The sequence below is a fragment of the Pseudomonas sp. B5(2017) genome (genome assembly GCF_002112825.1).
GTDB lineage: Bacteria > Pseudomonadota > Gammaproteobacteria > Pseudomonadales > Pseudomonadaceae > Aquipseudomonas > Aquipseudomonas putida_Z.
Window position 1 is genome coordinate 168,278 of record NZ_NEIR01000009.1, and the last position, 15,159, is coordinate 183,436.

Consider the following 15,159-nt stretch of genomic DNA (forward strand, 5'->3'; position numbering starts at 1 on the left):
CTTCGCGGGTGAACCCGCTCCCACAGGCCCCCACAATTTTCAGAATTTGTGGGGGCCTGTGGGAAGGTCGTGGATCAGGCGCGCGAGTCGCGCACCATGTCCACGTGCGGGATGCCGGCTTCGAGGAACTCTTCGCTGACTACGCGAAAGCCCAGCCGTTCGTAGAACGGCGTGGCGTGCACCTGGGCGCTGAGCATCTGCTGCTTCAGGTCACGGTTCTGCGCTTCGACAATCACCGCGTTCATCAGCGCGTCACCCACCTTCAGCCCGCGCCAGTCCTTCAGCACCGAGACCCGGCCGATGGTGCCGTCAGGCAGCAGGCGCGCGGTGCCGATCGGGTAGTCGCCTTCCAGGGCCAGGAAGTGCGCGGCGGTCGGGTCGTCCGAGTCCCACTCCAGCTCCGGCGGCACGTGCTGTTCGGCAATGAACACCGCTTCGCGGATGCGGCGGATGTCGGCGTTGTCCTTGTGCCAGTCGGCGAGGCGCACACGAATCTTATTCATTGGCGAATCCCAGGCTTCCTTGTTTGACCAGCTGCTGTACCAGCATAAGGCCATCTTCATCCTGCAGCCATTCGCCCAGGTTGTCGATGTGCAGGGCGTCGGCCGCGCAAACCAGCTTCAGCAGCTCGCGCAGTTTGCCCGGCAGCGGGCAGCTGCGGCCGCTGGCGAACAGCAGCAGGTCTTCTTCGAACTCCGACCAGGCCAGGCGCGCGCTCGGGTTGCGGATCAGGATGGCGCCTTGTTCCAGGGCATCGATCAGCTCTTCCTCGGACAGCTCTTCACCGACGATCTGCTCGGGGTAGCGTGGCTCGGTCATGAACTGGCCGAACCAGGTCAGCAGCAGGTCCTTGTCGCCCATGTGCTTGTCGAGCAGCGCCTTGAGGCGGTCGAGGGCGTCGTGCTGGATCTGGTGCGGGTCGCTGACCGGCTGGGCATCGGCGTCGCTGTAGCGTTCTTCGTCGGGCAGGAACTGGCCGAGGAAATCGGTGAAGTGGGTCAGCACTTCGGCGGCGCTTGGCGCGCGGAAGCCTACCGAGTAGGTCAGGCAGTCGTCCACGGCCACGCCGTAGTGGGCCAGGCGTGGTGGCAGGTAGAGCATGTCGCCCGGCTCCAGGGTCCACTCATCGCTCTGCTCGAAGTCGGCGAGGATGCGCAGGTCGGCGTGCTCCAGCAGCGAGCTGTCGCTGCTGCACATCTGGCCGATTTTCCAGTTGCGCTGGCCGTGGCCCTGCAGCAGGAACACGTCGTAGTTGTCGAAGTGCGGGCCGACGCTGCCACCGGGGGCGGCGAAGCTGATCATCACGTCATCGATGCGCCAGCTGGGCAGGAAGCGGAAGTTTTCCAGCAGTTCGGCTACTTCCGGGACGAACTGGTCCACGGCCTGCACCAGCAGGGTCCAGTCCTTTTCCGGCAGCTCGGCAAAGGTATCTTCGGTGAACGGGCCGCGGCGCAGCTCCCACGGGTGCGCGCCGTGCTCGAGCACGATACGCGACTCTACTTCCTCTTCCAGGGCCAGGCCGGCCAGCTCGTCGGGGTCGATCGGGCTGATGAAGTCCGGGAAGGCCTGGCGCACCAGCAGCGGCTTCTTCTGCCAGTAGTCGCGCATGAATTCGCGGGCCGAGATGCCGCCCAGCAGCTGCAGTGGAGTATCAGGATTCATGTTCAACCTATTGAAAAAATGTAATTTTCGTTCGGGAATAAAAACGCCCGGCCAGGCCGGGCGTTGAACGCGACGGTCAGCTTAGATGCGTTTGGCCTGTGCTGCCGCGTTGCCGATGTAGGTAGCAGGGGTCAGCTGCTTGAGCTCGGCCTTGGCTTCGGCTGGCATGTCCAGGCCGTCGATGAAGGTCAGCAGCGCTTCCGGGGTGATGCCCTTGCCACGGGTCAGCTCTTTGAGCTTCTCGTAGGGGTTTTCGATGTTGAAGCGGCGCATCACGGTCTGGATCGGCTCGGCCAGGACTTCCCAGCAGGCGTCCAGGTCGGCGGCGATGCGGGCTTCGTTGACTTCCAGCTTGCCGATGCCTTTCAGGCTGGCTTCGTAGGCGATGACGCTGTGGGCAAAGCCCACGCCCAGGTTGCGCAGCACGGTGGAGTCGGTCAGGTCACGCTGCCAGCGCGAGATCGGCAGCTTGCTGGCCAGGTGCTGGAACAGCGCGTTGGCGATACCCAGGTTGCCTTCGGAGTTTTCGAAGTCGATCGGGTTGACCTTGTGCGGCATGGTCGACGAGCCGATTTCGCCGGCAACGGTCTTCTGCTTGAAGTAGCCCAGCGAAATGTAGCCCCACACATCGCGGTCGAAGTCGATCAGGATGGTGTTGAAGCGGGCAATGGCGTCGAACAGCTCGGCGATGTAGTCGTGCGGCTCGATCTGGGTTGTGTACGGGTTGAACTGCAGGCCCAGCTCGTCTTCGATGAAGGCGCGGGCGTTCTGCTCCCAGTCGATCTGCGAGTAGGCCGACAGGTGGGCGTTGTAGTTGCCCACGGCACCGTTGATCTTGCCCAGCAGCGGTACGGCGGCAACCTGGGCGATCTGGCGCTCCAGGCGGTACACGACGTTGGCCAGTTCCTTGCCCAGGGTGGTCGGCGAAGCCGGCTGGCCGTGGGTGCGTGACAGCATCGGCACGTCGGCGTGGGCGTGGGCCAGGGCGCGGATGGCGTCGGCGATCTGGCGCATCAGCGGCAGCAGCACTTCGTCACGGCCGGCGCGCAGCATCAGGGCGTGGGACAGGTTGTTGATGTCCTCGCTGGTGCAGGCGAAGTGGATGAACTCGCTGACCTTGGCCAGCTCAGGCAGCTTGGCGGCCTGCTCCTTGAGGAGGTATTCGATCGCCTTGACGTCGTGGTTGGTGGTGCGCTCGATTTCCTTGACGCGTTCGGCGTGCTCGAGCTTGAAGTCGGTGGCCAGGCTGTCCAGCAGGGCGTTGGCTTCGGCGGAGAACGCCGGCACTTCGCCGATCTGCGGGTGGGCGGCCAGGCGCTGCAGCCAGCGCACTTCGACCAGGGCGCGGAAACGGATCAGGCCGAATTCACTGAAAATGGGGCGCAAGGCCTGGGTTTTGCCGGCATAACGGCCGTCTACAGGGGAAACCGCAGTGAGCGAAGAAAGCTGCATGGGGTGTTCTCGGACAGTCAGGCTTTTGGAAGGGCGCATATCATACATGAAAAATGCGCTCAGGTCGGGTGGCTGACCAAAGGTCGGGCCATAAATCAGCTGTGCATTGTGCATTGCCTGTTCTGGCCCTATCGCCGGCAAGCCAGCTCCCACGGTACTGCACCGGTCTTGAGCACAGTGCATATCCTGTGGGAGCTGGCTTGTCGGCGATGAGGCCGGAACTGTCAGCCCCTGTCAGGAGGGGCTGCGCATCATGTCGTACAGTTCGTTCAACAGCTTGCGCCGGCTGAATACCAGCTGCCAGCGGTGCCCGCCCAGCTGGCGCCACAGGCGTGCGGCGCGGATGCCGGCCAGCAGCAGGGCGCGGATCTTCGAGGCGTTGCTGGCCTGCTGCAGGAAGCGCATGTCGCCATGTACCTGGATGCGCTGGCGCAAGGTGCTCAGGGTGTCCTGGTACAAGGCTCCACTGGAAGCAATGACGTTTTCATGAACCAGGCCGAAATGCTCGGCCTGGGACTGGATTTGCGGCAGGCGGTTGCCGATGGTGTCGAGCAGGTCGCCGCGCTTGTTCAACTGGCGCTCCAGGCCCAGCATCGACAGGGCGTAGCGCAGCGGCTCGCGCTGCAGGCTGCTGGGGTCGCGCTCCAGCGCGCCGACCAGCGCGCGATAGCCGTCGCGCAGGTTCAGGTCGTCACCGCCGAACACCTCCAGGGTGTCCTTGGGGTCACGGACCAGCAGGCTGCCCAGCATGCAGCCGATGTTGGCCTCGCTGGCCTGGCCGGTGCGGGCAATGCGGTCGACCAGTACAGCGGCCTGGAACACACCGCCCAACGCAATCAGCTGCTCCTGCAGGTTGCTCATGCGCGCGGGCTCCACGGCTCGGCGGCTTCGATCACGCCGCCACCCAGGCACACTTCGCCGTCGTAGAACACCACCGACTGGCCCGGGGTAACGGCACGTTGCGGTTCGTCGAACACCGCACGGTAACCGCTTTCGGTCAGTTCCAGGGTGCACTGCTGGTCGCTCTGGCGGTAGCGCACCTTGGCGGTGAGCTGGCGCGGGCTGCCGAGGTCGACCGGGTTGACCCAGAAAATTTCCGAAGCGAGCAGGGCGCGGGAGAACAGCCACGGGTGTTCATTGCCCTGGCCGACCACCAGCACGTTGCGGGTCAGGTCCTTGTGCAGCACGTACCACGGCTCGTCACCGGCGTCCTTCAGGCCGCCAATACCCAGGCCCTGGCGCTGGCCGATGGTGTGGTACATCAGGCCGTGGTGGCGGCCGATCACTTCACCGTCGGTGGTCTCGATGTTGCCCGGCTGGGCCGGCAGGTATTGCTTGAGGAAGTCGCTGAAGCGGCGCTCGCCGATGAAGCAGATGCCGGTGGAGTCCTTCTTCTTGGCGGTGGCCAGGCCGTGCTTTTCGGCAATGGCGCGTACTTCGGGCTTTTCCAGCTCGCCAACCGGGAACAGGGTGCGGGCGATTTCCTTGCCGCCGACGGCGTGCAGGAAGTAGCTCTGGTCCTTGTTCGGGTCCAGGCCCTTGAGCAGTTCGGTGAGCTCGCCGGTGTCGCGGCGGCGCACGTAGTGGCCGGTGGCGATCAGGTCGGCACCCAGCGACAGGGCGTAGTCGAGGAACGCCTTGAACTTGATTTCGCGGTTGCAGAGGATGTCCGGGTTGGGCGTGCGGCCGGCCTTGTACTCTTCGAGGAAGTGCTCGAACACGTTGTCCCAGTATTCGGCGGCGAAGTTGGCGGTGTGCAGCTTGATGCCGATGCGGTCGCACACGGCCTGGGCGTCGGCTAGGTCTTCACGGGCGGTGCAGTATTCGGTGCCGTCGTCTTCTTCCCAGTTCTTCATGAACAGCCCTTCCACCTGGTAGCCCTGCTCCATGAGCAGAAGGGCGGAGACGGAAGAGTCCACGCCGCCGGACATGCCGACGATAACGCGGGTCTTGGCGGGGTCTTTGAGTGCTGGGCTGGTCATGGTTACCGGTGTGTATCAAGGGGGAAAAACGCCGATTCTATCAAACCTGCGGCGGCGCGTCAGTCGCGCAGCAGGTCGAGGCTGTGCAAGGGGCCTTTCAGGTAGTCGTCGAGGCAGCGTGGCACCAGCTCGCTGCGCCAGCGGGTGGGGTCGGCCAGCAGTTCGTCGCGGGTCAGCCACACGGCGCGGACGATGTCGCTGTCCAGCGCCAGGTCGGCGTGATGGCGCACGGGGCGGGCGGCGAAGCAGATGCGCTGGTAGGTCACGCCGTTGCTTGGGGCGGTGTACAGGTAGATGCCGACCACGCCGGTGAGCTCGACTTCCCAGGCGGTTTCTTCGAGGGTTTCGCGCAGGGCGGCCTGGGGCAGGGTCTCGTTGGGTTCGAGGTGGCCGGCGGGCTGGTTGAAGACGTGCTGGTTGGCTTTGAATTCTTCGACGAAGAGGAACTTGCCTTCGTGTTCGACGATGGTGGCGACGGTGATGTGGGGTTGCCAGGTCATGAACAGCTCCTTAGAGGCCTGCACAGCCCCTGTGGGAGCGGGTTTACCCGCGAATGCGTCAGTGGATTCGCCATCGCATTCGCGGGTAAACCCGCTCCCACAGGGTCCGCGCTGGCGGCCAGAAATCGTTTATCCAGAAAGCACAAACCCCGGTGCGTGGCCGGGGTTTGTGCTGTTACTTCAAGCGAACCTTACAGGGCGGCAATGGCGCTGTTCAGGGTCTGGCTTGGGCGCATCACCTTGGCGGTCAGCTCGGCATCCGGAGCGTAGTAGCCACCGATGTCGGCCGGCTTGCCCTGGACGGCGTTGAGCTCGGCGACGATGGTCTCCTCGTTCTCGGTCAGGGTCTTGGCCAGTGGTGCGAAGCGTGCCTGCAGGGCAGCGTCGTCGTTCTGCGCAGCCAGGGCCTGGGCCCAGTACAGGGTCAGGTAGAAGTGGCTGCCGCGGTTGTCGATACCACCGACTTTGCGCGAAGGCGACTTGTTGGTGTCGAGGAACTTGCCGGTGGCCTGGTCCAGGGTGTTGGCCAGCACTTTGGCGCGCGGGTTGTCGTAGGTGTTGCCCAGGTGCTCCAGGGAAGCGGCCAGGGCCAGGAATTCACCCAGCGAGTCCCAACGCAGGAAGTTCTCTTCCACCAGCTGCTGCACGTGCTTCGGTGCCGAACCGCCGGCGCCGGTTTCGAACAGGCCGCCACCGCTCATCAGCGGCACGATCGACAGCATCTTGGCGCTGGTGCCCAGTTCCATGATCGGGAACAGGTCGGTCAGGTAGTCGCGCAGCACGTTGCCGGTCACCGAGATGGTGTCCTTGCCTTCGCGGATGCGGGCCAGGGAGAACTTGATGGCGTCGACCGGTGCCAGGATACGGATGTCCAGGCCGGAGGTGTCGTGATCCTTCAGGTACTTCTGCACCTTCTCGATCATCACGCCGTCGTGGGCGCGGGCCGGGTCCAGCCAGAACACTGCAGGGGTGTTGCTCAGGCGGGCACGGTTGACGGCCAGCTTGACCCAGTCCTGGATCGGCGCGTCCTTGACCTGGCACATGCGGAAGATGTCGCCGGCTTCGACGTTCTGCTCGAGAACGACCTGGCCTTTGCTGTCGACCACGCGCACGACGCCGTCGGCCTTGATCTGGAAGGTCTTGTCGTGGGAGCCGTATTCTTCGGCCTTCTGTGCCATCAGGCCGACGTTCGGTACGCTGCCCATGGTGGTCGGGTCGAAGGCGCCGTTGGCCTTGCAGTCTTCGATGGTGGCCTGGTAGATGCCGGCGTAGCAGCGGTCCGGGATGATCGCCTTGGCATCCTGCAGTTCGCCGGCGGCGTTCCACATCTTGCCCGAGTCACGGATCATGGCCGGCATCGAGGCGTCGACGATGACGTCGCTCGGCACGTGCAGGTTGGTGATGCCTTTGTCGGAGTTGACCATGGCCAGGGCCGGACGCTGGGCGTACAGGGCTTGGATGTCGGCTTCGATCTCGGCCTGCTTCTCGGCTGGCAGGTCCTTGATACGGGCGTACAGGTCGCCGATGCCGTTGTTGGCGTTGAAGCCTACTTCAGCCAGGGCGGCGGCGTGCTTGGCCAGCACGTCGTTGTAGAACTCTTCGACGATGACGCCGAACATGATCGGGTCGGAGACCTTCATCATGGTGGCTTTCAGGTGTACCGACAGCAGCACGCCGGAAGCCTTGGCATCGGCGATCTGCTCGGCGATGAAGGCTTTCAGGGCCTTGCGGCTCATGGTGGCGCAGTCGATGACTTCGGCAGCTTTTACCGCAGTCTTTTCTTTCAGTACGGTGGTGTTGCCGTCTTTGCCGACCAGCTCGATGCGCAGGCTGTCGTCAGCTTCGATCAGTGCGGCTTTCTCGCTGCCGTAGAAGTCGCCCTGGGTCATGTGGGCAACGTGCGACTTGGAGTCGGCAGCCCATGCGCCCATCTTGTGCGGGTGCTTGCGGGCGTAGTTCTTGACCGACAGCGGCGCGCGGCGGTCGGAGTTGCCTTCGCGCAGGACCGGGTTCACGGCGGAACCTTTGATGCGGTCGTAGCGGGCGCGGGATTCTTTCTCTTCCGCGGTGGCTGGCTCGTCGGCGTAGTCAGGGATGTTGAAGCCCTTGCCCTGCAGTTCCTTGATCGCGGCTTTCAGCTGCGGTACCGAGGCACTGATGTTCGGCAGCTTGATGATGTTGGCTTCAGGGGTGGTAGCCAGCTGGCCCAGTTCCGCCAGGTGATCGCCTACTTGCTTCTCTGCGCCCAGTTGCTCCGGGAAGGCGGCGAGGATACGGCCAGCCAGGGAGATGTCGCGGGTTTCGACGGCGATGTCAGCCGAAGCGGTGAAGGCTTCGATGATCGGCAGCAGCGAGTAAGTGGCGAGGGCGGGGGCTTCGTCGGTGAAGGTATAGATGATCTTGGAACGGGTGGGCATGCGGGTTAACTCTCTGTGTGCTGAGCGTGCTCGAGTCTCGTGGTGCGCAGGGTAGGCGCATCGCCCTGGCAACGCCATGAGCGGAAAGTCGAGAGGCTGCGAGCGGTGATGGTGGATGCATCAGTCGAGCGTCAAGTGCTGGGCTGCGGTAACAGTCCAGGCTTCGTGGCCAGGCTTTGTGTCCATTCATGGCCAAGGGCGGTCCGCATTTTTCCAAGGGATCGCCCCGATGACCCTTCGGTCGCGGCGGAGTATACCAAACCATTCGGGCTAATCAGCAAGGCCAAGTGATATCGGCCCATTTATAAGACCAAAGACTAAGCGGCAATGTGGCGGGTTGTCGCATGCCTTGCAGGTCGGCAGATGTGGTTTAGGCTCAGTGGATCGCATGATGTCCAATCACACCCGACAGCGGAGTAGTGCAAGCATGGGATACCAGAAAATCAAGGTTCCGACCGACGGCGCGAAGATCACCGTCAATGCAGACCATTCGCTCAACGTTCCCGACAACCCGATCATTCCTTATATCGAGGGCGACGGGATTGGCGTCGATGTCTCGCCGGTAATGATCAAGGTAGTCGACGCCGCCGTGCAGAAGGCCTACGGCGGCAAGCGCAAGATCGCCTGGATGGAGGTGTACGCCGGCGAAAAAGCCACCCAGGTGTACGACCAGGACACCTGGCTGCCCCAGGAAACCCTCGATGCCGTGCGTGATTACGTGGTGTCGATCAAGGGGCCGCTGACCACCCCGGTGGGCGGCGGTATCCGTTCGCTCAACGTGGCCTTGCGCCAGCAACTGGACCTGTACGTGTGCCTGCGCCCGGTGCTGTGGTTCCAGGGCGTGCCCAGCCCGGTGAAAAAACCCGGCGATGTGGACATGGTGATCTTCCGCGAGAACTCCGAGGACATCTATGCCGGCATCGAGTGGAAGGCCGGTTCGCCCGAGGCGAACAAGGTGATCAAGTTCCTCAAGGAGGAAATGGGCGTTACCAAGATCCGCTTCGACCAGGACTGTGGCATTGGCGTCAAGCCGGTGTCGAAGGAAGGCACCAAGCGCCTGGTGCGCAAGGCCCTGCAGTATGTGGTGGACAACGACCGCGAGTCGCTGACCCTGGTGCACAAGGGCAACATCATGAAGTTCACCGAGGGTGCCTTCAAGGACTGGGGCTATGAAGTGGCGCGCGACGAGTTCGGGGCCGAGCTGCTCGATGGTGGCCCATGGATGAAGTTCAAGAACCCCAAGAGTGGCCGCGAGGTCATCGTCAAGGACGCCATCGCCGACGCCATGCTGCAGCAGATCCTGCTGCGCCCGGCCGAGTACGACGTGATCGCCACCCTCAACCTCAACGGTGACTACCTGTCCGATGCCCTGGCGGCGGAAGTGGGCGGTATCGGCATTGCGCCGGGTGCCAACCTGTCCGACACCGTGGCCATGTTCGAGGCCACCCACGGCACCGCGCCCAAGTATGCCGGGCAGGACAAGGTCAACCCGGGTTCGGTGATCCTGTCGGCGGAGATGATGCTGCGGCACATGGGCTGGACCGAGGCGGCGGACCTGATCATCAAGGGTACCAATGGCGCGATTGCTGCCAAGACCGTGACCTATGACTTCGAGCGCCTGATGGACGGCGCCAGGCTGGTGAGCAGTTCAGGCTTTGGCGATGAAATGATCAAGCATATGTAAGGCAACGGAAAACCGGCCGCTTCCAGTCAGGAGGCGGCCGGTTTTTTCGTGTACCGGCAGGCAGCGCGGCAGTTCAGGCGTCGGCAGTGCTGCTGGTGTGCGGAGCCCTGGCGGCCGCGGCGGCAGTGGCGCTGCTGATATTCACCGCGTGCAGGCCTTTGGGGCCCTGGACGATGTCGAAGCTCACGGCCTGGCCGGCCTTGAGCGTCTTGTACCCGTCCATCTGGATGGCTGAATAATGAGCGAACAAGTCGTCAGTCTTGCCCTCTTCATTGATGAATCCATAGCCCTTGGCATTGTTGAACCACTTGACTTTACCGCTTGCCATCCCTATGTCCCTCTGCAAAGGACTCCATCACTGGAGTATCATCCACTTCATCCGCATACGAACCATGCGAAAAATCTGGTTGACTGCGCGGATCTTTATCGACCACGGTGGGTTCTTATTGGTTGTAACACCGTTTTGCCGATAGTCAAGGTCGCCCGGCGCCTGCGCTGGCCGTGCCCTTCGCAGTCAACCCACAACCTTAACCTGTCGCTCATGATGAAATTCTTTCCATGCATGCACCTAGTGAGATTCGACTAACATTCAATCAGGATCGCCCGCAATCGAATGAGGACGACGGCTCGGGTCTTGCAGTTCAGGAAGCCAAGCCGATCCTGCAGGCGCCACCGATGTACAAGGTGGTTTTGTTCAACGATGACTACACGCCGATGGATTTCGTCGTCGAAGTGCTCGAGACGTTCTTCAATCTGAACCGCGAGCTGGCGACCAAGATCATGCTGACCGTCCATACCGAAGGGCGGGCAGTGTGCGGATTGTTTACCCGTGACATCGCCGAAACAAAGGCTATGCAGGTCAACCAATACGCCAGGGAAAGCCAGCATCCGCTACTCTGTGAAATCGAGAAGGACGGTTAATCGCCGACCACTTGGGTATGAGGTGAAGCTATGTTAAACCGCGAGCTCGAAGTCACCCTCAATCTTGCCTTCAAGGAGGCTCGTTCGAAGCGTCATGAGTTCATGACCGTCGAACATCTGCTGCTGGCACTCCTTGACAATGAGGCTGCCGCGACCGTTCTGCGCGCCTGTGGCGCCAATCTCGACAAACTCAAGCACGACCTGCAAGAGTTCATCGATTCCACCACACCCCTGATCCCGGTCAACGACGAAGATCGTGAAACCCAGCCGACCCTGGGCTTCCAGCGTGTGCTGCAGCGTGCCGTGTTCCACGTGCAAAGCTCCGGCAAGCGTGAAGTCACTGGCGCCAACGTGCTGGTGGCGATCTTCAGCGAACAGGAAAGCCAGGCCGTGTTCCTGCTCAAGCAGCAGAGCGTGGCCCGCATCGACGTGGTCAACTACATCGCCCATGGCATCTCCAAGGTGCCGGGCCATGGTCCGCATTCCGAAAACGACCAGGAAATGCAGGATGAAGAGGGCGGCGATACCGCCTCTTCGAGCAACCCGCTGGATGCCTATGCCAGCAACCTGAACGAACTGGCCCGTGCCGGCCGTATCGACCCGCTGGTAGGCCGCGAGCAGGAAGTTGAGCGCGTGGCGCAAATCCTAGCCCGTCGGCGCAAAAACAACCCGCTGCTGGTGGGTGAGGCAGGCGTGGGCAAGACCGCCATCGCCGAAGGCCTGGCCAAGCGTATCGTCGATGGCCAGGTGCCCGATTTGCTGGCGCAGAGCGTGGTGTATTCCCTCGACCTCGGCGCACTGCTGGCTGGTACCAAATACCGTGGTGACTTCGAGAAGCGCTTCAAGGCGCTGCTCGGCGAGCTGCGCAAGCGCCCGCAGGCGATCCTGTTCATCGACGAAATCCACACCATCATTGGTGCCGGTGCGGCGTCGGGCGGGGTGATGGATGCGTCCAACCTGCTCAAGCCATTGCTGTCGTCCGGTGAGATCCGTTGCATCGGTTCGACCACCTTCCAGGAATTCCGCGGCATCTTCGAGAAGGACCGTGCCCTGGCGCGGCGCTTCCAGAAGGTCGATGTCAGCGAGCCATCGGTCGAAGACACCGTGGGCATCCTGCGTGGCCTGAAAGGGCGCTTCGAAAGCCACCACAACATCGAGTACAGCGACGAAGCCTTGCGCGCCGCCGCTGAACTGGCCTCGCGCTACATCAATGACCGGCACATGCCCGACAAGGCCATCGACGTGATCGACGAAGCCGGTGCCTACCAGCGCCTGCAGCCGGAGGCCAACCGCGTCAAGCGCATCGACGTGCCGCAGGTCGAAGACATTGTCGCCAAGATCGCGCGGATTCCGCCGAAGCACGTCACCAGTTCCGACAAGGAACTGCTGCGCAACCTCGAGCGTGACCTGAAGTTGACCGTATTTGGTCAGGACCAGGCGATCGATTCGCTGGCCACCGCCATCAAGCTGTCCCGCGCCGGCCTCAAGTCGCCGGACAAGCCTGTCGGTTCGTTCCTGTTCGCCGGCCCGACCGGCGTCGGCAAGACCGAAGCAGCACGGCAGCTGGCCAAGGCGCTGGGCGTGGAGCTGGTGCGCTTCGACATGTCCGAGTACATGGAGCGCCACACCGTGTCGCGCCTGATCGGTGCGCCTCCTGGCTATGTTGGCTTCGACCAGGGTGGTTTGCTGACCGAGGCGATCACCAAGCAACCGCACTGCGTATTGCTGCTCGACGAAATCGAGAAGGCCCACCCGGAAGTCTTCAACCTGCTGTTGCAGGTGATGGACCACGGTACCCTGACCGACAACAACGGGCGCAAGGCCGACTTCCGCAATGTGATCCTGATCATGACCACCAACGCTGGCGCAGAAACCGCCGCCCGGGCCTCGATCGGCTTTACTCATCAGGACCATGCGTCCGATGCCATGGAAGTCATCCGCAAGAGCTTCACGCCGGAGTTCCGCAACCGCCTGGACACCATCATCCAGTTTGGCCGCCTGAGCCACGAGACGATCAAGAGCATCGTCGACAAGTTCCTTATCGAACTGCAGGCGCAGCTGGAAGACAAACGTGTGCTGCTGGAAGTCAGCGATGATGCACGCGGCTGGCTGGCGGCCTCGGGCTACGACGTGCAGATGGGTGCGCGGCCGATGGCGCGGCTGATCCAGGACAAGATCAAGCGGCCGCTGGCCGAGGAGATCCTGTTTGGCGAACTGGCCGAGCATGGTGGTGTGGTGCACGTCGACCTGCGCGATGGCGAGCTGGTGTTCGACTTCGAGACCACGGCTGAGGTTGCGTGACAGATTGGGCCGCTATGCGGCCCTTCGCGGGCACGCCCGCTCCCACAGGGGGATAGTTAATACCTGTGGGAGCGGGCGTGCCCGCGAAGGGCTGCAAAGCAGCCCCTACAATCCTGAAGGCACAAAAAAGCCCGGCACATGGCCGGGCTTTTTCATGGCTTGAGCTTAGCGCGCACGGTAGGTGATGCGGCCCTTGCTCAGGTCGTAGGGCGTCAGTTCGACGCGGACCTTGTCGCCAGTGAGAATACGGATGTAGTTCTTGCGCATCTTTCCGGAGATGTGCGCGGTTACGACGTGCCCGTTTTCCAACTCCACGCGGAACATGGTGTTGGGCAGGGTGTCGACGACAGTACCTTCCATTTCGAAGCTGTCTTCTTTCGACATGCAGTAGAGCCCTCGGATCCAGTGTTGGCCCGACGCATAACCGCACCGGGCAAAAAAGTGGCGTGGATTATGCCCGAAAACTGTGTGTCAAGCCAATGCCTTTCAGTTGAGGGTGACCCAGCGCTGATTTATCAACAGTTCGATAGGCCGATACTGCGTCTTGTAGTTCATTTTCTTGCAGTTCTTGATCCAGTAACCCAGGTAAACCGCCTCGAGGTCCTGGCGCAGGGCTTCGGTGATCTGCCAGAGGATGGCGAAGCGGCCCAGGCTGCGACGTTCTTCGTCCGGCTCGTAGAAGGTGTACACCGCTGACAGGCCGTTGGGCAGCAGGTCGCACACCGCTACCGCCACCAAGCGGCCTTCCAGGCGGAACTCGTAGAACCAGCAGAACGGCAGGTCGCGCACCAGGAAGGTGGAGAACTGGTCGCGGCTGGGCGGGTACATGTCACCGTCGGCGTGGCGCGTTTCGATATAGCGCCGGTACAGCTCGAAGTACTCTTCCTTGAACGCCGGGCGCGCGGCGGTCACGGTCAGGTCGGCGTTGCGCTTGAGGATGCGCCGTTGCTGGCGGTTGGGGATGAAACGCGCCGCCGGGATGCGTGCCGGCACGCAGGCATTGCAGTTCTGGCAATGCGGACGGTACAGGTGGTCGCCACTGCGGCGGAAGCCCATTTCCGACAAATCGGCGTACACGTGCACATCCATCGGCTGGCTGGGGTCGAGGAACAGTGTGGTTGCCTGTTCGTCGGGCAGGTAGCTGCAGGAGTGGGGCTGAGTGGCATAGAACTTCAACCGCGCCAACTCTGTCATGATCAACCCCCTCGGTGAGACTTTGCTTTAAGTGTAAGCCAGCTATGGGAACTCGCCTAGGGACGCCATGTGGCGCTGTTGGGCTGGTCGAGGTGGCGTGCCAGGTAGCCGGCGAACTCGGCGCGGCTGATGGCGTGGGCGCCCAGGCTGTGCAGGTGGTTGGTCGGCATCTGGCAGTCGATGAGGACGAAACCGGCCTGGCGCAGGTGGTTGACCAGGGTCACGAAGCCGACCTTGGAGGCATTGTCGGCGCGGCTGAACATCGATTCGCCGAAGAACAGCTGGCCCATGGCCAGGCCGTACAGGCCGCCGACCAGCTCGCCATCCTGGCGCACCTCCACCGAATGGGCGATGCCGCGCCGGTGCAGCTCGCAGTAGGCGGCGCGCATGGTGTCGGTGATCCAGGTACCGTCGGCGTAGTCGCGTGGCGCGGCGCAGGCGGCGATCACCGCCGGGAAGTCGGTGTCGAAGCTGACCTGGTAACGACCCTGACGCATCAGCTTGGCCAGCGAGCGCGACACGTGCAGCTGCTCCGGGAGCAGCACCGTGCGCGGGTCGGGCGACCACCAGAGGATCGGCTGGCCGTCCTGATACCACGGGAAGCAGCCATGGCGATAGGCCTGCACCAGGCGCTCGGGGCTCAGGTCGCCGCCGGCAGCGAGCAGGCCGTTGGGGTCGTGCAGGGCCTTTTCCAGGGGCGGGAAGGTCAGCGAGTCGCGGGTCAGCCAGGTGAGCATGGTCTATCGTGCGGTGGGGGAGGGGAGAGGGCAGCATGGCGCGGGTGAAAAGCAGGGTCAATCTCTTTGGCTTCTTCGCGGGCGCGCCCGCTCCCACAGGCCATGTGCAGGCGCTGAAGCCTGCTGGGGTACCTGTGGGAGCGGGCAAGCCCGCGAAGAGGCCGGCACAGGCGATGAAAATAGGCAATTTCCTACACATTCATGAGACAGCAGGCACCATCCGCTACATTTGCTGTCACACCTGTGCAAAAACACAGCATAAGCCTTTGTCACAAAAGAAAATGCATGCTCAAATTGCAGCTATATGAA

The 15,159-nt window shown here is 62.7% G+C and carries 15 protein-coding genes; 4 read left to right on the plus strand and 11 right to left on the minus strand.

Going from position 1 to position 15,159, the window contains the following annotated elements:
• Positions 1-74: 74 nt before the first annotated feature.
• The 7 genes from CAG00_RS15495 to CAG00_RS15525 form a co-directional block, all read right to left on the minus strand.
• Positions 75-503, minus strand: coding sequence for a GNAT family N-acetyltransferase (locus CAG00_RS15495; RefSeq protein ID WP_003258855.1), 429 nt, complete (start codon positions 501-503; stop codon positions 75-77).
• Positions 496-1,662 carry a cupin domain-containing protein gene (locus CAG00_RS15500; RefSeq protein WP_013973298.1) on the minus strand — a complete coding sequence of 389 codons (1,167 nt, stop codon included), beginning with the start codon at positions 1,660-1,662 and terminating at the stop codon, positions 496-498. The genes CAG00_RS15495 and CAG00_RS15500 overlap by 8 nt, the downstream gene beginning before the upstream one ends.
• A gap of 81 nt (positions 1,663-1,743) precedes the next feature.
• Positions 1,744-3,114: an adenylosuccinate lyase gene (purB, locus tag CAG00_RS15505; RefSeq protein ID WP_013973297.1), complete on the minus strand. Its 1,371-nt coding sequence runs from the start codon at positions 3,112-3,114 to the stop codon at positions 1,744-1,746.
• 234 nt (positions 3,115-3,348) lie between these two features.
• The gene (hflD, locus tag CAG00_RS15510) at positions 3,349-3,975 is read right to left on the minus strand and encodes a high frequency lysogenization protein HflD (protein WP_015270973.1); all 627 of its coding nucleotides are present in this window, start codon (positions 3,973-3,975) and stop codon (positions 3,349-3,351) included.
• Positions 3,972-5,096, minus strand: coding sequence for a tRNA 2-thiouridine(34) synthase MnmA (gene mnmA / locus CAG00_RS15515; protein ID WP_075045646.1), 1,125 nt, complete (start codon positions 5,094-5,096; stop codon positions 3,972-3,974). The genes hflD and mnmA overlap by 4 nt, the downstream gene beginning before the upstream one ends.
• Before the next feature lie 59 nt (positions 5,097-5,155).
• Positions 5,156-5,596, minus strand: coding sequence for an NUDIX hydrolase (locus CAG00_RS15520; protein WP_003251227.1), 441 nt, complete (start codon positions 5,594-5,596; stop codon positions 5,156-5,158).
• Between the two features lie 191 nt (positions 5,597-5,787).
• Complete coding sequence (locus tag CAG00_RS15525) at positions 5,788-8,013, minus strand: NADP-dependent isocitrate dehydrogenase (protein ID WP_085664675.1); 2,226 nt, start codon at positions 8,011-8,013, stop codon at positions 5,788-5,790.
• Positions 8,014-8,440: 427 nt separating this feature from the next.
• Between CAG00_RS15525 and icd the strand changes: the two genes are divergently transcribed.
• Complete coding sequence (icd, locus tag CAG00_RS15530; RefSeq protein ID WP_025339776.1) at positions 8,441-9,697, plus strand: NADP-dependent isocitrate dehydrogenase; 1,257 nt, start codon at positions 8,441-8,443, stop codon at positions 9,695-9,697.
• 73 nt (positions 9,698-9,770) lie between these two features.
• Here the strand turns inward: icd and cspD are convergent, their stop codons facing one another.
• Positions 9,771-10,025 carry a cold shock domain-containing protein CspD gene (gene cspD / locus CAG00_RS15535; RefSeq protein ID WP_025339775.1) on the minus strand — a complete coding sequence of 85 codons (255 nt, stop codon included), beginning with the start codon at positions 10,023-10,025 and terminating at the stop codon, positions 9,771-9,773.
• Between the two features lie 230 nt (positions 10,026-10,255).
• On the opposite strand from cspD, the gene clpS reads away from it, so the two are divergent.
• Together clpS and clpA are read left to right on the plus strand one after the other, a co-directional pair.
• Positions 10,256-10,618 carry an ATP-dependent Clp protease adapter ClpS gene (gene clpS / locus CAG00_RS15540; RefSeq protein ID WP_013973290.1) on the plus strand — a complete coding sequence of 121 codons (363 nt, stop codon included), beginning with the start codon at positions 10,256-10,258 and terminating at the stop codon, positions 10,616-10,618.
• Between the two features lie 30 nt (positions 10,619-10,648).
• Positions 10,649-12,919: an ATP-dependent Clp protease ATP-binding subunit ClpA gene (gene clpA / locus CAG00_RS15545; RefSeq protein WP_025339774.1), complete on the plus strand. Its 2,271-nt coding sequence runs from the start codon at positions 10,649-10,651 to the stop codon at positions 12,917-12,919.
• A gap of 165 nt (positions 12,920-13,084) precedes the next feature.
• On the opposite strand, the gene infA is transcribed toward clpA, so the two are convergent.
• The 3 genes from infA to aat all read right to left on the minus strand — a co-directional run bounded on the left by infA (position 13,085) and on the right by aat (position 14,850).
• On the minus strand, positions 13,085-13,303 hold the full coding sequence (gene infA / locus CAG00_RS15550; RefSeq protein ID WP_002553999.1) for a translation initiation factor IF-1: 219 nt from the start codon (positions 13,301-13,303) through the stop codon (positions 13,085-13,087).
• A 102-nt stretch (positions 13,304-13,405) separates the two neighbouring features.
• The gene (locus CAG00_RS15555) at positions 13,406-14,113 is read right to left on the minus strand and encodes an arginyltransferase (protein ID WP_085664676.1); all 708 of its coding nucleotides are present in this window, start codon (positions 14,111-14,113) and stop codon (positions 13,406-13,408) included.
• 56 nt (positions 14,114-14,169) lie between these two features.
• A complete protein-coding gene (gene aat / locus CAG00_RS15560) occupies positions 14,170-14,850 on the minus strand; it encodes a leucyl/phenylalanyl-tRNA--protein transferase (RefSeq protein ID WP_085664677.1) in 681 nt (226 codons plus the stop codon).
• A 35-nt stretch (positions 14,851-14,885) separates the two neighbouring features.
• Here aat and CAG00_RS28815 point away from each other — a divergent pair, with 35 nt between their 5' ends.
• Entirely contained in the window at positions 14,886-15,158 is a 273-nt protein-coding gene (locus tag CAG00_RS28815) for a hypothetical protein (RefSeq protein WP_162276771.1), read from the plus strand.
• Position 15,159: the final 1 nt, after the last annotated feature.